This window comes from Stenotrophomonas sp. YIM B06876, from assembly GCF_030711595.1.
GTDB lineage: Bacteria > Pseudomonadota > Gammaproteobacteria > Xanthomonadales > Xanthomonadaceae > Stenotrophomonas.
This window is the reverse complement of the sequence record NZ_JAUJUJ010000048.1, coordinates 1-15,547: the sequence shown is the minus strand read 5'-3', so window position 1 is coordinate 15,547 and position 15,547 is coordinate 1. Positions and strand designations below refer to the sequence as shown.

Annotated in this window: 15 protein-coding genes, 1 pseudogene and 1 riboswitch; of the genes and pseudogenes, 9 read left to right on the top strand and 7 right to left on the bottom strand. The window is 68.2% G+C overall.

Annotated features, from left to right (window positions below; genetic code table 11):
* A pseudogene (locus QZH66_RS13680) lies at positions 1-256 on the bottom strand (hypothetical protein); the annotation flags it as partial.
* 133 nt (positions 257-389) lie between these two features.
* On the opposite strand from QZH66_RS13680, the gene QZH66_RS13675 reads away from it, so the two are divergent.
* The 3 genes from QZH66_RS13675 to QZH66_RS13665 all read left to right on the top strand — a co-directional run bounded on the left by QZH66_RS13675 (position 390) and on the right by QZH66_RS13665 (position 4,020).
* A complete protein-coding gene (locus QZH66_RS13675) occupies positions 390-1,511 on the top strand; it encodes a PLP-dependent cysteine synthase family protein (RefSeq protein WP_305806494.1) in 1,122 nt (373 codons plus the stop codon).
* 37 nt (positions 1,512-1,548) lie between these two features.
* On the top strand, positions 1,549-3,573 hold the full coding sequence (locus QZH66_RS13670; protein WP_305806493.1) for a M3 family metallopeptidase: 2,025 nt from the start codon (positions 1,549-1,551) through the stop codon (positions 3,571-3,573).
* Between the two features lie 126 nt (positions 3,574-3,699).
* Entirely contained in the window at positions 3,700-4,020 is a 321-nt protein-coding gene (locus tag QZH66_RS13665) for an SH3 domain-containing protein (protein ID WP_305806492.1), read from the top strand.
* Between the two features lie 196 nt (positions 4,021-4,216).
* Here the strand turns inward: QZH66_RS13665 and fabB are convergent, their stop codons facing one another.
* Positions 4,217-5,425, bottom strand: a complete 1,209-nt coding sequence (gene fabB / locus QZH66_RS13660) for a beta-ketoacyl-ACP synthase I (RefSeq protein WP_305806491.1) — start codon at positions 5,423-5,425, stop codon at positions 4,217-4,219.
* Entirely contained in the window at positions 5,425-5,940 is a 516-nt protein-coding gene (gene fabA / locus QZH66_RS13655) for a 3-hydroxyacyl-[acyl-carrier-protein] dehydratase FabA (protein ID WP_305806490.1), read from the bottom strand. The genes fabB and fabA overlap by 1 nt, the downstream gene beginning before the upstream one ends.
* A gap of 211 nt (positions 5,941-6,151) precedes the next feature.
* Here fabA and dinB point away from each other — a divergent pair, with 211 nt between their 5' ends.
* Positions 6,152-7,231: a DNA polymerase IV gene (dinB, locus tag QZH66_RS13650; RefSeq protein ID WP_305806489.1), complete on the top strand. Its 1,080-nt coding sequence runs from the start codon at positions 6,152-6,154 to the stop codon at positions 7,229-7,231.
* Positions 7,232-7,348: 117 nt separating this feature from the next.
* Positions 7,349-7,987 carry a phosphoglycolate phosphatase gene (gene gph / locus QZH66_RS13645; protein ID WP_305806488.1) on the top strand — a complete coding sequence of 213 codons (639 nt, stop codon included), beginning with the start codon at positions 7,349-7,351 and terminating at the stop codon, positions 7,985-7,987.
* A gap of 69 nt (positions 7,988-8,056) precedes the next feature.
* Here the strand turns inward: gph and btuB are convergent, their stop codons facing one another.
* Positions 8,057-9,919, bottom strand: coding sequence for a TonB-dependent vitamin B12 receptor (btuB, locus tag QZH66_RS13640; RefSeq protein ID WP_305806487.1), 1,863 nt, complete (start codon positions 9,917-9,919; stop codon positions 8,057-8,059).
* 120 nt (positions 9,920-10,039) lie between these two features.
* Positions 10,040-10,276, bottom strand: a riboswitch (cobalamin riboswitch).
* Between the two features lie 89 nt (positions 10,277-10,365).
* Between btuB and cobT the strand changes: the two genes are divergently transcribed.
* The 3 genes from cobT to cobS are packed head-to-tail and all read left to right on the top strand — an operon-like array spanning position 10,366 to position 12,769.
* Positions 10,366-11,436, top strand: a complete 1,071-nt coding sequence (cobT, locus tag QZH66_RS13635; RefSeq protein ID WP_305806486.1) for a nicotinate-nucleotide--dimethylbenzimidazole phosphoribosyltransferase — start codon at positions 10,366-10,368, stop codon at positions 11,434-11,436.
* A complete protein-coding gene (locus QZH66_RS13630; RefSeq protein WP_305806485.1) occupies positions 11,433-12,029 on the top strand; it encodes a histidine phosphatase family protein in 597 nt (198 codons plus the stop codon). The genes cobT and QZH66_RS13630 overlap by 4 nt, the downstream gene beginning before the upstream one ends.
* Positions 12,026-12,769: an adenosylcobinamide-GDP ribazoletransferase gene (gene cobS / locus QZH66_RS13625; RefSeq protein WP_305806484.1), complete on the top strand. Its 744-nt coding sequence runs from the start codon at positions 12,026-12,028 to the stop codon at positions 12,767-12,769. The genes QZH66_RS13630 and cobS overlap by 4 nt, the downstream gene beginning before the upstream one ends.
* A gap of 237 nt (positions 12,770-13,006) precedes the next feature.
* Here cobS and QZH66_RS13620 read toward each other — a convergent pair whose 3' ends face one another.
* Positions 13,007-13,381: a TfoX/Sxy family protein gene (locus QZH66_RS13620; RefSeq protein ID WP_305806483.1), complete on the bottom strand. Its 375-nt coding sequence runs from the start codon at positions 13,379-13,381 to the stop codon at positions 13,007-13,009.
* Positions 13,378-13,860: a GAF domain-containing protein gene (locus tag QZH66_RS13615; protein WP_305806482.1), complete on the bottom strand. Its 483-nt coding sequence runs from the start codon at positions 13,858-13,860 to the stop codon at positions 13,378-13,380. The genes QZH66_RS13620 and QZH66_RS13615 overlap by 4 nt, the downstream gene beginning before the upstream one ends.
* Before the next feature lie 83 nt (positions 13,861-13,943).
* On the opposite strand from QZH66_RS13615, the gene bioD reads away from it, so the two are divergent.
* Positions 13,944-14,624, top strand: a complete 681-nt coding sequence (gene bioD / locus QZH66_RS13610) for a dethiobiotin synthase (protein ID WP_305806481.1) — start codon at positions 13,944-13,946, stop codon at positions 14,622-14,624.
* A 328-nt stretch (positions 14,625-14,952) separates the two neighbouring features.
* Here bioD and queD read toward each other — a convergent pair whose 3' ends face one another.
* The gene (queD, locus tag QZH66_RS13605; RefSeq protein ID WP_305806480.1) at positions 14,953-15,306 is read right to left on the bottom strand and encodes a 6-carboxytetrahydropterin synthase QueD; all 354 of its coding nucleotides are present in this window, start codon (positions 15,304-15,306) and stop codon (positions 14,953-14,955) included.
* Positions 15,307-15,547: the final 241 nt, after the last annotated feature.

The following is a 15,547-nucleotide window of genomic DNA, read 5'->3' as shown; positions in this document are numbered from 1 at the left end:
ACACGGCCGCCGGCAGCAGGTTGTTGTGGCCGGTGCAGTCGCACGGGTGGCCATCGGCACACGGCGCGCCCGGCAGCGGTTGCTCCGGGGGGACGCTGTCGCCGGCGTCTGCCGGCAACTCGTGGCAGGCGTGCTGCGATTGCGCCGGCGCCGCGGCCGACATCGGCATTGCCATCGCGGTGCCCGCCCACACCGAACCGATCGCACTGGCGATCAGGGTCAGACACAACAGCAGGGGCAGCAGGATGCGAAGCAAGAGGCGGTCGGAAAAAGGGGCGGGTGCAATGCGGCGCACACCATACCACTGCCGCCGTTAACCGCGATGCAGTGCCGCTGCCCGGTCAGTGGGCGAAGTAGAATCAGTCCAGCTTCCTTTCAGGTGATCATCCATGTCCCAACGCGAATGGGTGGCCGCCGCCATCCGCAAGATCGAAGCCGACTACAACCGCTCGGCCGATACCCACCTGATCCCGATCGACCTGCCCGGTTTTCCCGGCATCGAGGTCTATCTGAAGGACGAGTCCAGCCATCCCACCGGCAGCCTCAAGCACCGGCTGGCGCGCTCGCTGTTCCTGTACGCGCTGGCCAACGGCTGGTTGCGCGAAGGCTGCCCGGTGATCGAGGCGTCCAGCGGTTCCACCGCGGTGTCCGAAGCGTATTTCGCGCGCCTGCTGGGGCTGCCGTTCATCGCGGTGATGCCGGCCAGCACCTCGCCGGAGAAAATCGCGGCGATCGAATTCCATGGCGGCCGCTGCCATCTGGTCGAGCGTGCCTGCGATCTGAACTGCGAATCGGAACGGCTGGCGCGTGAAACCGGCGGGCATTTCATGGACCAGTTCACCTATGCCGAACGCGCCACCGACTGGCGCGCGAACAACAACATCGCCGAGTCGATCTTCAAGCAGATGGCCGAAGAACCGCACCCGGTTCCGGACTGGATCGTCTGCAGCCCCGGCACCGGGGGTACCGCGGCCACGCTGGGGCGGTATGTCAGCTACCGCCGCCACGACACCCTGATCCTGTGCGCGGACCCGGAAGTGTCGGTGTTCTACGACGGCTACTGCGCCGCGCTGGCCGGCAAACCGTGGCGCGAGCTGACCTGCGCGGGCGGCTCCCGGGTGGAGGGGATCGGCCGGCCGCGGGTGGAATCCAGCTTCATTCCCACCTGTGTCGATGTGATGGTGAAGGTGCCCGATGCGCTGAGCCTGGCGGCAATGCGCCATGTCAGCGCCACCCTGGGCCGACATGTGGGCGGTTCCACCGGCACCAATTTCATCGGCGTGCTGTATGCCGCCCAGCAGATGCGCGCGGCTGGCCGTGAGGGTTCGATCGTCACCATCCTGTGCGATGCGGGCGACCGCTACGCGCACAGCTACTACAACCCCGCGTGGTACGCGGCGCAGGGCATCGAGGTGGAGCAAGCCGATGCGCTGGTTGCCGCCGCCGTGGCCGGGCAGGGAATGCCGCAGCTGCCTTGTGCCTGGCTGGAGCCGTCGCCATATCAGGTCTGATCCCGGAACCGCCGGGCATGGATTGACGGAGAACCCGATGACCAACCCGCTGCTCGACTTTTCCGGCCTGCCGCGTTTCGACGAAATCCGCCCGGAGCATGTCGGCCCGGCAATCGACCACCTGCTGGGCCAGGCCGAAGCCGCGGTGAAGGCGGCCGAAACGGTGGTGCCATTGAGCTGGGAGCGCTTCGTGGCACCGCTGGACGACGCCACCGAACGGCTGTACCGGGCCTGGGGCCAGGTCGGCCACCTGCAGGCGGTGATGAACACGCCGGCGCTGCGCGAGGCCTACAACGCCAACCTGCCCAAGGTCACCCGCTTCGGCAGCGCACTGGGCCAGAACCTGGTGCTGTTCGCGCAGTACCGGGCGCTGGCGGCCACGCCGGAAGCGGTGCACTACGATGCGGCGCGGCGCAAGGTGCTGGACAACGCGCTGCGCGATTTCCGCCTCGGCGGCGCCGAGCTGGATGAAGCCGGCAAGGCGCGTTTCAGCGAAATCAAGGAGGAGCTCTCGGCGCTGTCGGCGAAGTTCTCGCAGAACGTGCTCGATGCCACCGATGCGTTCGCGCTGTATGTCGAAGACGAGAAGGAGCTGGCGGGATTGCCGGCCGAGGTGATCGCCGCCTGCCGCACTGCGGCGCAGAAGGAGGGCAGGTCCGGTTTCAAGCTCACCCTGCAGATGCCGTGCTACCTGCCGGTGCAGGCCTATGCCGACAACCGCGCGCTGCGCGAGCAGCTGTACCGCGCCAGTGCGATCCGGGCCTCGGAGTTCGGCGATGCCGCGCTCGACAACAGCAGCACCATCAACCGCATCCTCGCCCTGCGCGCCGAGCTGGCCGCGCTGCTGGGCTTTGACAGTTACGCCGCCTATTCCATCGCCACCAAGATGGCCGACCACCCGAGCCAGGTGCTGGCGTTCCTGCAGGATCTGGCCGACCGCGCCAAGCCGTACGCTCAGCGCGACCGCGAGGAACTGGAAACCTTCGCCCGCGATGCGTTGGGACTGGCGACGCTGGAGGCGTGGGATCTGGGCTATGCCAGCGAGAAGCTCAAGCAGGCGCGCTACAGCTATTCCGAGCAGGAGGTGAAACAGTATTTCAGCGAACCGGCCGTGCTTGCCGGCCTGTTCGATGTGATCCAGCGGCTGTACGGGCTGCAGGTGCAGGCCGATACCGCGCCGGTCTGGCACGAGGAGGTGCGCTTCTTCCGGCTGGTAGAGGCCGACGGCACGCTGGTCGGCCAGTTCTATCTGGATCTGTACGCGCGCGAAGGCAAGCGCGGCGGGGCGTGGATGGATGACTGCCGCAACCGCCGCGACACCCCGGCCGGGGTGCAGACGCCGCTGGTGTACCTGGTATGCAATTTCGGCCGCGGCGCCGACGGCAAGCCGGCCACCTTCACCCACAACGAAGTCACCACGCTGTTCCACGAAATGGGGCACGGCCTGCACCAGCTGCTCACCCGGGTGGGCGAACTGGGCGTGGCCGGGATCAATGGCGTGGAGTGGGATGCGGTGGAGCTGCCCAGCCAGTTCATGGAGAACTTCTGCTGGGAGTGGGCGCACGTGCAGGCGATGAGCGCCCATGTGGATAGCGGCGAACCGCTGCCACGGCCGCTGTTCGACAAGCTGCTGGCGGCCAGGAACTTCCAGAGCGGCATGTTCACCGTGCGCCAGCTCGAATTCGCACTGTTCGACATGCAGCTGCACAGTGGCTTTGATCCGGCCCGGGACAGCGTGCTGGAGCTGCTTGACCGGGTGCGGCAGGCGGTGGCGGTGAATTTTCCGCCGGCATGGAGCCGCTTCCCGCACCAGTTCAGCCATATCTTCGCCGGTGGTTACGCGGCCGGGTACTACAGCTACAAGTGGGCCGAAGTGCTCAGCGCCGATGCCTATGCGGCGTTCGAGGAAACGCCCGGCGAATTGGCCGAAACCGGCGCGCGTTTCCGCGCCGAGGTGCTGGCGCGGGGCGGCAGCCGCAGCGCCGCCGACAATTTCCAGGCCTTCCGCGGCCGCGCGCCGGCTATCGAGGCATTGCTGCGCCACCACGGGATGGGCGGCTGAGAAAGGGCGGTTCTGGACCCGGTCGCTGGTGGCGATTCAGCTGGGGGTTTCCCGCCGCGCGCTATTGATGCCGGACCTTTTTTCACTGCAGAACCGCGCATGCCCCGGCTCATCACCCGTCTTGCAGTGTCTGCGGCCCTGGTGGCCGTGGTGCTGTGGGTCCAGCCACGGATCGTGCAACCGTCGGTCACGGTCAGCAACGGCTTGAACCTGCGCAGTGCCCCCGATGCGCGGGCGCAGCGGGTGACGATATTGCCGGTGGGAACCAGGGTGGAAGTGCAGCGCTGCCTGAAGGATCTGAGCTGGTGCCAGGTGCGGTATGGCGATCAGCGCGGCTGGGCCGCGGCGGACTATCTGATCGCCCGCAGCGATGGCCAGCGGGTGCGTCTGGCCGATGCGGGCCGGCAGATCGGGGTGGTGATCGAGACGGCCTCGCCGGGCGGTTGAACTGTCCATTCGGCGCGGTAATCGGGTGGCAGTCTCGGCAGGCGGCTTGAACTTTTCTGTCAAAGGCTTTCGCGCCGAAAGGCGCGAGCCGCTTTTGTCTGGTCAAAAAGTAAAACAGCCGCTTTCGCGGCTGTTTTTCCGGGTCCGGTGGCACCTCCGGGGGGGGGGGGGGCTGGTACCGCCGCAACCGGCGCGGTCAGACCCGGCCGAACACCAGCGTGGCGTTGGTCCCGCCGAAGCCGAAGCTGTTGGACATCACCGTGTCCAGTCTGGCCTCGCGGCTTTCGCGCACGATCGGGAAGCCTTCGGCGCGCGGGTCGAGCGTGCCGATGTTGGCCGAGCCGGCGATGAAGCCATCGCGCATCATCAGCAGGCTGTAGATCGCCTCGTGCACGCTGGCCGCGCCCAGCGAATGGCCGGACAGCGCCTTGGTCGAGGACAGCGGCGGCACCGCGTCGCCGAACACTTCGCGCACCGCGCCCAGCTCGGTGACATCGCCCAGCGGGGTCGAGGTGCCGTGGGTGTTGAGGTAATCGATCGGGCGGTCCAGCCCGGCCATCGCCATCTGCATGCAGCGCACCGCGCCTTCACCGGACGGGGCGACCATGTCGGCGCCATCGGAGGTGACGCCATAGCCGACCAGCTCGGCATGGATGCGCGCTCCGCGCGCCACGGCGTGGTCGTAGTCTTCCAGCACCAGCATGCCGCCACCGCCGGCGATGACGAAGCCGTCGCGGTCGTTGTCATACGGACGCGAGGCGGTTTGCGGGGTTTCGTTGAAGTGGGTGGACAGCGCGCCCATGGCGTCGAACATCACGCTCATCGACCAGTGCAGGTCTTCGCCGCCGCCCGCGAGCATCACGTCCTGCGCGCCATGGCGGATCAGGTCGGCCGCCGCGCCGATGCAGTGCGCCGAGGTGGCGCAGGCGGCGGACAGCGAGTAGCTCAGGCCCTTGATGCTGAACGCGGTGGCGAGGTTGGCCGACACGGTCGAGCACATCGTGCGCGGCACCATGTACGGGCCGACCTTGCGCACGCCACGGTTGCGCAGCAGATCGGCCGTTTCCACCTGCCATTCGCTGGAGCCGCCGCCGGAGCCGGCAATCAGCCCGGTGCGCACGTGGCTGACCTGGTCTTCGCTCAGGCCGGCGTCGGCGATCGCATCGCGGGTGGCGATGTAGGCGTAGGCGGCCGCATCGCTCATGAAGCGTTTGAGCTTGCGGTCGATCTGCGCGTCCAGGTCGATATCGACGTAACCGCCGACCTGGCTGCGCAGCCCGGCTTCCGCGTGATCGGGCAGGGCGACGATGCCGGCGCGGCTTTCGCGCAACGCCGAGGAGATGGTGTCCAGATCGTTGCCCAGGCACGAGGTGATGCCCATGCCGGTAATGACGACGCGACGCATCAGAAGCTCTCCGTGGAGGTGAACAGGCCGACCTTCAGGTCCTTGGCGGTATAGATCTCGCGGCCGTCGACCAGCATGCGCGCATCGGTCTGGGCCATCACCAGCTTGCGGTTGATCACGCGCGAGACATCGATTTCGTACTGCACCAGTTTGGCGCTGGGCAGCACCTGGCCGGTGAACTTGACCTCGCCGCAGCCCAGCGCGCGGCCGCGGCCTTCGGCACCCAGCCAGGTGAGGAAGAAGCCGGTCAGCTGCCACATCGCATCCAGGCCCAGACAGCCGGGCATCACCGGGTCACCGAGGAAATGGCAGCCGAAGAACCACAGGTCCGGATGGATATCCAGTTCGGCCCGGATCATGCCCTTGCCGTGCGGGCCACCGTCCTCGCGGATGTCGGTGATGCGGTCGAACATCAGCATCGGGTCATTGGGCAGGCGACCCTTGTTGGGGCCGAAGAGTTCGCCACGTGCGCTGGCCAGCAACTGGTCGCGCGAGAACGTATGCAGACGGGTCATCCGGGGGTAATCCAAAAACAGGAGCGAGCGGGCGAGCATGCGTCACCCGGTTGTATTCAATCAAACGTTTTAACTGGACGGTTGCGTATGTTCGCGGCAGTTGGCAGCCCGTTGCTGGCTGTTGTCGCAGATTCGGAATTGCACAATTGTAAGGACAAGTGTGCATTTAGCGACAACAGCTATCATGTTGGCGACCGTTCCGGATGTTGTCGTGGCCCCTGTTCGAAAGATCATCCATGTGGACATGGACGCCTTCTATGCGTCCGTGGAGCAGCGCGATGCCCCGGAATTGCGCGGCAAACCGGTGGTCGTGGCCTGGCGCGGGGCGCGCTCGGTGGTGTGTGCGGCCTCGTATGAGGCGCGGGTCTTCGGGGTGCGTTCGGCGATGCCGGCGGTGCGCGCCGAGCGGTTGTGTCCGGAGGCGATCTTCGTGCCGCCCGATTTCGCCCGCTACAAGGCGGTATCGCAGCAGGTGCGCGCGATCTTCCTGCGGCATACCGCGCTGGTCGAGCCGCTGTCGCTGGACGAGGCGTATCTGGATGTCACGCACTCGCCGAGCAACGGCGGTATCGCCACCGAGATCGCGCGCACCATCCGCGCCCAGATCCGCGAGGAGACCGCGTTGACCGCATCGGCCGGGATCGCGCCGAACAAGTTCCTCGCCAAGGTCGCTTCGGACTGGCGCAAGCCCGATGGCCAGTTCGTGATTCCACCCACGCGCATCGACCAGTTCCTGCTGCCGTTGCCGGTCAACCGGATCCCCGGCGTCGGCAAGGTGATGGAAGCCAGGCTCACCGCGCTGGGCATCGCCACCGTGGGCGAGCTGCGCCAGTTGCCACTGGAGCAACTGGAGGCGCAGTTCGGCAGCTTCGGCCGGCGGCTGTACCACCGCGCCCGCGGCATCGACGAACGGCCGGTGGAGCCGGACCAGCCGGTCCAGTCGATCTCCTCGGAAGACACCTTCGCCGAGGACCTGCCACTGGAGGCGCTGGAGCCGGCCATCGTGCAGCTGGCCGCGAAAACCTGGCAGGCCACGCGCAAGACCGAGCGCATCGGCCACACCGTGGTGTTGAAGCTGAAGACCTCGCAGTTCCGCATCATCACCCGCAGCTTCACCCCCGAGTCGCCGCCGCAAACGCTGGAAGAGCTGCGCGATATCGCGCTGGCATTGCGGGCACGGGTGCAGCTGGCCGCCGGAACCCGCTACCGGCTGGTCGGTGTCGGCCTGGGGGGCTTCCGCGAACCCGGCGCGGTGAGCCAGCCCGGCCTGTTCGATCATCTGGACATATAGCCGTTGTCGCCGCAGCGGTGACCGGCGACACGGCCTGCACGGTCATGGCCTGCTGCCGATGCGTGGCAGGCGCCGTCGCTACAATCCACCGCTGATCGGACAGACAAGGAACAACGCGTGAGCTATGCGGCGGTGATTTTCGATCTGGACGGCACCCTGGTGGACAGTGCCGGTGATATCGCCGAGGCGGTCAACCGGACGTTGCAGGCATATGCGCTGCCACCGGTGCCGGAAGCCACCGTGCGTGGCTGGATCGGCGACGGGGTACGCGCGCTGCTGCGTACCGCACTGGACGCGGCCGGCAGCGCGCGGCTGCCTGAGGAGGTGATGCCGGAGTTCATGCGCCACTACCGCGATTGCCTGCTGCGCAGTCCGCGCCTGTATCCGGGCGTTATCGAAACCTTGACCCGGTTGCAGGCACGCGGCACGCCGATGGCGATCTGCACCAACAAGCCGTCGGCGCTGCTGCCACCGCTGCTGGAACACCTGCGCATCGCCGGGTTCTTCGCGCATGTGGTCGGCGGTGATTCGCTGCCGCAACGCAAACCCGATGCGGCCCCGCTGCTGTATCTGGCGCAGGCGCTGCAACTGGCGCCGGGGCAATGCCTGATGGTCGGCGATTCGGCCACCGATCTGGGCGCGGCGGACAATGCCGGTATGCCGATCGCGCTGGTGCGTTATGGCTACCGGCGCGAACTGGATCTGGAGGCGGCCGGCGCGGTGGCGGTGGTCGATGATCTGCGCCAGCTGCTCTGACCATCTGGGGTGCCGCATACCGAAAGCCCGGCATTGCGGCCGGGCTTCGGATGCTGCAGTGGCGCTGGCTCAGAGCGCGCTGCCGCGGTACCGCACGCTCAGCTGGTACTCGCGGCCGGGCTGGTTGTACCAGGCGATGGTTTCATACCCGCGGTCGAACACGTTGGCCGCCTTGGCCTGCAGCTTCCACGCCTCGTTGAGGGCGTACTCCACGCGCAGGTCGAGCGTGCCGTAGCCGGCCAGCCGCACGCTGTTGGCGGCGTTGTCGAAACGGTGGCCGCTGCCGAACGCGCTCATCCCCACCCGCAGCGGGCCAAAGTTCCTGTCCACGTCTAGACGGCCGTGGGTGCGGGCGCGGCGGGCCAGCCAGTTGCCGTAGCTGGCGGTACCGGCGGTGTGGTCACGCGGATCGGTGAAGCTGGCCTGGGCGTTGAGGTCGAAGCCGGCCAGTGACAGGAAGCCGGTCAACTCGGCGCCGCGGATGCGGGCTTCGGCGGTGTTGTACGGGGTATAGGTGTTGTCCAGCGCAATCAGCTGGTCGATCCGGGTTTCATAGGCGTTGAAGGTCCAGTTCCAGCTGTCTGCGTACTGGGCGAGGCCGAGGTTCAGGCTCTTGGACCGCTCCGGTTTCAGCGCCGGATTGCTCGACCACGGGAAGTACAGGTCGTTGAAGGTAGGCGCCTTGAAGCCGGTGCCGGCGCTGGCGGTGAAACGCAGGCCATTGCCCAGCGCCAGGCCGTAACCGAGGCTGCCGGTGGCGTGGTTGCCGAACTGTTCGTTGTCGTCGTTGCGCACGCTCAGCTGCAGCGAGTGCGCGCCGAAGCTGCCCTGGTATTCGACGAAGCCGCCGAGGTTGTCGCGGTGGTCGATGGCGAACACGGTATCGCTGGTGACCTCGTCGCGCTGCCAGTCGGCGCCGGCGCTGAGCAGCTGGCCCTCGGCCAGGGTGAAGTCGCCCTGCAGCGAGGCGGTATCACGACGGGTGTCGAACACGCTGACCTTGTCGCGGCTGCCGCCATCGGCGTAGTAGCCGTCGGCCTGGTCCTGGCTGCGGGCCACCTGCGTGGTCACGCGCAGGCGCTCGCCCGGGGTCCAGTCCAGTTTGGCGCCCAGCACCTGCTGGCGGTTCTTCGCCTGGTTGCCGCTGAAGATGCTGCCGTCAAATTCGTTGAAGCTGTCCGAGTTCAGCGCATGGCCTTCCAGCGTCAGCGTGTCGCCCAGGGCATGGCCGCCGCGCAGATTGATCGAGGTGTTGCGGTAGCCGTCGCGGTCGGGCTCTTCGACATAGCACCCCTGGAACAGGATCGACGAGCCATTGCAGGCGTTGATGCCGTCGGTGGCCTGGTAGCCGCCCTGCACCGAGAGCCAGCCGCGCTCGCCGCGGTTGCTGAAGCCGGCGCTGGCCTGGCGCAGGTTGTGGCTGCCGGCGGTCAACGCCAGGTTCTGCTGCAGGCCGGTGCCGGCGCTGCGGGTGAAGATCTGGATCACGCCGCCGATCGCCTCCGAACCGTACAGGCTCGAACGCGGGCCACGCACGATTTCGACCCGATCGATCTGGTCGATCGGCAGGTCCTGCAGCGCCGGCATGCCGGTGGTGGCCGCGCCGATACGCACGCCGTCCACCAGCACCAGCACCTGGTTGGAGGCGGTGCCGCGCAGGAACAGCGAGCTCAGCTTGCCCGGACCGCCCTGGTTGGTGAAGTCCAGGCCGGCGCGGCCGCGCAGCAGTTCCAGCAGCGAGCCGGCCTGGCTGCGATCGATCTGGCCGCGGTCGATGACCTGTACCGGCACCAGGCTGTCTTCGACGGCGATCGCGGTGCGGGTGGCGGTGACGGAGACTTCGTCCAGTTCGGTCGCCGGCCCCTGTGCGGCGGCAACGCCCGGCAGGGCCAGCGCCAAGGCGAGGGAAAGGGTGTGGTGTGGCAATTTCATGCAGTGCTCCTGGCGTCGCGCACGCCCGCGCGACCGGGTGGGGTGGGGGCTGCCAGAAGAGGGAGAAGACGGAGCACACGTGCGGGCACGCAAGGCTGCCGCCGCCATGCCCTCCGCATCGCAACCAGTCGTCTTTCGGGCCGGTCTCCGGGCTTGCAGGCGAAGCGGATCACGCTTCCGTCCAGGCGCCTTCCCGTGCATCGGCACAGTGGCGGGTTGCCTGGACTTGTCCTGCTTACCGTTGCGGGGGCAGCGCCGGAATGCCATGCGCAGGAGATTGCGCCTGCGCGGGTCACCGGCTTCCCGTTTCAACCATTGGAGGAAGCTCCGCCGGTCACCAGAAAGTGCGCGCATTCTAGAGCATTGCCGCGGCGGGCGTGGCCACCTCCGTGGCGGGGATAATGGCCGGCTAGAATGCACCGCTGTAAATGCAGTCCGGGATTGACGTGACAGAACCATGGTTCCAGCAGCGCTGCGCGTTGCCCTCGCAGCTGCATCGGCAGCGCGCCCTCGAGCGCCAACGGCGGTTGACCAAGCCGCAAGGCGCATTGGGCCGGCTGGAGGGACTGGCGATCGAGCTGGCCGCGCTGCAGGCGAGCGACCGGCCACAGGCCACACAGGTGCCGGTAATCGTGTTTGCCGCCGACCACGGCGTCGTGGCGCAGGGCGTCTCGGCCTATCCGGCCGAAGTCACGGTGCAGATGCTGCACAACTTCACCTGCGGTGGCGCTGCGATCTCGGTGCTGGCCCGCGAGCTGGGGCTGCCGCTGCATGTGCGGGATGTCGGTACCTGCAGCATCGAGCCGGTAGCGGGCGTGGTGGCCGACAAGAGCCGCTACGGCACCGCCGATTTCAGCGTGGCCGCGGCGATGCAGGCCGATGAGCTGGATCAGGCGCTGTCCGCCGGCGCGCGCGCGGTGGAGGACGCCTGTGGCGACGGCGCGGACCTGCTGGTGTGCGGCGAGATGGGCATCGGCAATACCACCGCGGCCGCAGCGCTGGCGGCGCTGCTCGGTCCGCTGCCGCTGGACGAAGTGATTGGGGCCGGCACCGGCCTGGATGCGGCGGGCAGGCTGCACAAGCAGGCGGTTGTCGGCCGGGCGCTGGCCCTGCACGGCGACGCGGTGGCCGCGGCACCGCAACCGGCGTTGGAGGCGCTGCGCCGGGTCGGTGGCCTGGAGATCGCCGCATTGGCCGGGGCGATGATCGCCGCCGCGCAGCGCGGCATCCCGGTACTGGTGGACGGCTTCATCGTCTCGGCCGCGGCATTGGCGGCGGTGCGGTTGAATCCGGACGTGCGCGACTGGCTGCTGTTTTCGCACCGTTCGGCCGAACGTGGCCATGGCCGGGTGCTCGATGTGCTGCAGGCCGACGCGCTGCTGCAGCTGGATCTGCGCCTGGGCGAGGGTTCGGGCGCGGCGCTGGCCGTGCCGCTGCTGCGGCTGGCCTGCGCGCTGCACAACGGCATGGCGACGTTTGCCGAAGCGGCGGTGGCCGATCGCGGGATGGCGCCATGATTCTCGACCTGCTGCGCCATGCCTCCACCGGCCGTCACGGCTATCTGGACGGCCGCACCGATCCGCCGCTGCTCGACGATGCGCTCGACCCGGTATGCCGCCGCCATTCGGGTATCGGCTGGGCGCGGGTGATCAGCTCGCCGCGCCGGCGCGCGCTGGATACCGCCACCGCGCTGGTAGCCGGCTCGGACCTGTTCTGCGAGATCCATCCGGACTGGGCCGAACTGGATTTCGGCGACTGGGACGGCCGCCATTTCGACGCGATCCCGGCCGAGCAGCTGGCCGGTTTCTACGACGAGCCGCATGCCGTGGTGCCGCCCAACGGCGAGTCCTGGGCGGCATTCGCCGCGCGTATCGAGGCCCAGCTGCAGCGCTTGCTGGATGAGGACGCGGACGAACACGCGCACGCCGGCCCGGTGCTGGTGGTCAGCCATGCCGGGGTGCTGCGCTTCGCGCTGTCGCGGATCTGCGGCATGCCGCTGGCGGCCACCTGGGCGGTGCGGATCGATTACGGCACCCGCCTGCGCCTGCGCATGGAGCGCGGCGACGACGGCCAGCTGTGGGGTGAACTGCTGGAGCTGCGCCAGCCATGAGCATGCGCCGGTTGATCCTGGCCATCCAGTTCCTGACCCGCCTGCCGACCCCGCAGGTCAAGGACTTCCAGCATGACGAGCTGAGCCGCTCTGCGGTGTATTACCCGCTGGTGGGCGCGATCATCGGCGCGCTGCTGGCGCTGCCGCTGTACGGGCTGGATCAGCGGCCGTGGCTGGCCGCCGTGCTGGCGCTGTTGCTTTGGGTGTGGGTAACCGGGGCGCTGCACCTGGATGGGCTGGGCGATGTCGCCGATGCATTTGGCGCGGCCCACCGCGACCCGCAGCGGTTTCTGGAAGTGCTGAAAGATCCGCATATGGGTGTGTTCGGCGTGGTCACCGTGGTCATGCAGATGCTGCTGAAATTCGTGCTGCTGGCCGAGCTCAGTGGCAGCCCATGGTGGTTCGGGATCGTGCTGGTGCCGGCCTGGGCCCGCTGGGGCACGCTGTGGTGGAGCCAACGCCTGCCGTCGCTGCATGCCAGCGGCATGGCCGAGCGCTTTTCCTGGCAGCTGAGCCTGCGCGCGGTGTGGGGGTGGGCAGCGGCGCTGGCGGTGATCAGCGTGCTGTTGGTGCCGCCGCTGTTGCTGGCCCTGCCGCTGGTGCCACTGATCGGCGGGTACTGGCGCAGGCGTCTGGGCGGCATTTCCGGCGATTGCCTCGGCGCCAGCGTCGAAGTGCTGGAAACGTTGCTGCTGCTTGCGCTGGTGCTGCTGTCGGAGATCGCCCTGCCGGGCGCATAGGGGCGCGATGGAGGGGTCTGGGTGATGGATCGCGAGCAGATTCGCGCACCACGAGCCCGCCGCCGCCGAGCTGAGTGCTGCCGCAGATGCATCCGCGCCGCGCGGATTTGCCGGTAGTCGGAAGGGCGCGCGTCCATGTATTTCGCACGACGAACGCGATTGCCGCAGGAACGCCGTCAGTCGCGAACAGATCCCCCGGTATGACCCCATCGCGAATGAGATCGCTGCAACCGGGGCTCAGTCCTCGATGCAGTCGACTTCGCGGGGGTCGTCGCACGCTTCTTCTGCACACGATTCGGCTTGCATGCGGGTTTCACGCACCGGTCCGGCGACTTGCGCACCACGTGCCGGCGGCAGCCCGGCCACCACAGTTTCGTAATCGCGCACCAGTTGCTGGCGCCGTGCTTCGGGGATCTCCTGCCAATGGCAGTCCACCAGGGCACCTTCCAGCGAGTACAGCAGGTTGAGGCTGGGTTTGAAGCCGGCGCGGCGCACCTTCACGAACGCCCCGACCGGGCCGGCGGCCACCAGGTCCGCACGCGTGCGCAAGCCCACCTGGCGCAGCCATGCCGCGCTCTTGGGGCCGATGTTGCGCAGCTTGTCGGCGCTCATTGCAGCGCCTCGACGAAGACCTGTGCGATGGCTTCCAGTCCCTGCTGGTCGTCGCTGTCGAAGCGGGCCGTCACCGGGCTGTCGATATCGAACACGCCGACCAGTTCCCCGTTGTGTAGCAGCGGCACCACCAGCTCCGAACGCGAGGCCGAATCACAGGCGATATGGCCGGGGAAGGCATCCACGTCTTCGATGCGCTGGGTCTGGCGGGTGCTGGCCGCGGCACCGCACACGCCCTTGTGCAGCGGAATGCGCACGCAGGCCGGCAGTCCCTGGAACGGACCCACCACCAGTTCGGTGCCGTCGAAGAAATAGAAACCCACCCAGTTCAGCTGCGGCAGCGCGTGGTAGACCAGCGCCGACAGGTTGGCGGCATTGGCAATCCGGTCGCGCTCACCGTGCACCAGGGCACGGGCCTGGGCAAGCAGCTGGGCGTACTGTTCCGGCTTGCTGCCGGTAAGCGAGGAAGTGGCGAACATGACCGAAGTCTACCGCGCACACGCGGCGTATGCTGGCGCACCCCGGCCGCCACTGGCCGCGTCCGCCACCCGAGTTGAGTTCCATGCAATTACCCGCGCTCTACATCACCGGCACCGACACCGGTATCGGTAAAACCTTCAGCAGCTGTGTGTTGCTGCACGCCTTGCGCCAGAGCGGGCGCCGTGCGAGCGGAATGAAGCCGGTCGCCAGCGGCTGCCACGCCACGCCGCAGGGCTGGCGCAACGACGACGCGCTGGCGCTGCTGGCCGCCAGTGACCCGGCCCCACGCTATGCGGATCTCAACCCGTTCGCCTTGCCGCAACCGCTGGCGCCGGAAATCGCCGCGGCCGAAGCGGGAGTGACGCTGTCGCTGGCGCCGATCGAAGCCGCCTTCGCCCGCCTGCAGGCCACGGCCGACAGCGTGGTGGTGGAAGGCGTGGGCGGCTGGCTGGCGCCGTTGTCGGCCACGCTGGAGCAGATGGACGTGGTGCGCGCGCTGCAGTTGCCGGTGGTGATGGTGGTGGGCATGCGGCTGGGCTGCCTCAACCACGCGCGGCTGACCGCGCAGGCGATTGCCGCCTCCGGCGCGCACTGCATCGGCTGGATCGGCAACGAGGTTGATCCGCAGATGGCCCGTCGCGATGAGAATTTCGCGCTGCTGCGCACACGCCTGCCGCTGCCGTGCTGGGGGCGTTTGCCGTACGCGCCGGGGACCGATCCGGCCACGCTGGCGCGCTGTCTGCGGCTGGGCGGCCAGGCATAGAAAACACGTCATAGAAAACCCGGCATCGCGAGTGCGCCGCCGGGTCCGGTGTTGCAGGCCCGGCGTGCAGCCGCGCTGGCCGGTATCGGGGTCTGCTGCCCTTGGNGCGCCGGGGACCGATCCGGCCACGCTGGCGCGCTGTCTGCGGCTGGGCGGCCAGGCATAGAAAACACGTCATAGAAAACCCGGCATCGCGAGTGCGCCGCCGGGTCCGGTGTTGCAGGCCCGGCGTGCAGCCGCGCTGGCCGGTATCGGGGTCTGCTGCCCTTGGCGGGGGCGACAGCGGAGGGTGTGCGCGCCAGCGCGGCGGTGCCGCTACCGCGCCTGCTCAGCCGCGGTAGCGGCAGCCGGACGTGCAGGTCTCATGCACGGTGATCTGGCTCAGCTGCGGCAGCCGCGGCTTGAGCCGGTCCCAGATCCACTTGGCCAGCACCTCGCTGGTCGGGTTTTCCAGCCCCGGAATGTCGTTGAGATAGTGGTGGTCGAGCCGGTCATACAGCGGCTGGAAAGCGGCCTTGATGTCGCCGAAATCCATGATCCAGCCGGTGTCCGCGTCGGGCTCGCCACTGACTTCCAGCCGCACCCGGAACGAGTGCCCGTGCAACCGCGAACACTTGTGGCCGGGCGGCACGTTGGGCAGCCGGTGGGCGGCTTCGAGGGTGAAGTCTTTGAAAATTTCCATGGCGCAATTGTAACGTGCAGCCGCGGGCATCCCGCTGGGCGCCGTCGTGTTCGCGGGCCGGGCGAACCCGTCGTCCGGTGCAGCTGACGGCGAGGGGTTAGGCCGGCGCGGAAACAACAACGCCCCCGTGCGGAGGCGTTGCTGGTGCTGCGGCCGGAAGGCTGTGCGGCTGGATCAGCCGACACGGCCCTGGCTGCCACGCGACTGCCCGCCACGGCGCTGGCCGCCGCCCGGCGCCCCC

Excerpts from the sequence above, each read along its gene's own strand:
- QZH66_RS13675 (WP_305806494.1), top strand. The coding sequence starts at position 390 with ATGTCCCAACGCGAATGGGTGGCCGCCGCCATCCGCAAGATCGAAGCC.
- QZH66_RS13670 (WP_305806493.1), top strand. The coding sequence starts at position 1,549 with ATGACCAACCCGCTGCTCGACTTTTCCGGCCTGCCGCGTTTCGACGAA.
- fabB (WP_305806491.1), bottom strand. The coding sequence starts at position 5,425 with ATGCGTCGCGTCGTCATTACCGGCATGGGCATCACCTCGTGCCTGGGC.
- fabA (WP_305806490.1), bottom strand. The coding sequence starts at position 5,940 with ATGACCCGTCTGCATACGTTCTCGCGCGACCAGTTGCTGGCCAGCGCA.
- btuB (WP_305806487.1), bottom strand. The coding sequence starts at position 9,919 with ATGAAATTGCCACACCACACCCTTTCCCTCGCCTTGGCGCTGGCCCTG.
- QZH66_RS13630 (WP_305806485.1), top strand. The coding sequence starts at position 11,433 with ATGATTCTCGACCTGCTGCGCCATGCCTCCACCGGCCGTCACGGCTAT.
- cobS (WP_305806484.1), top strand. The coding sequence starts at position 12,026 with ATGAGCATGCGCCGGTTGATCCTGGCCATCCAGTTCCTGACCCGCCTG.
- QZH66_RS13620 (WP_305806483.1), bottom strand. The coding sequence starts at position 13,381 with ATGAGCGCCGACAAGCTGCGCAACATCGGCCCCAAGAGCGCGGCATGG.
- QZH66_RS13615 (WP_305806482.1), bottom strand. The coding sequence starts at position 13,860 with ATGTTCGCCACTTCCTCGCTTACCGGCAGCAAGCCGGAACAGTACGCC.
- bioD (WP_305806481.1), top strand. The coding sequence starts at position 13,944 with ATGCAATTACCCGCGCTCTACATCACCGGCACCGACACCGGTATCGGT.
- queD (WP_305806480.1), bottom strand. The coding sequence starts at position 15,306 with ATGGAAATTTTCAAAGACTTCACCCTCGAAGCCGCCCACCGGCTGCCC.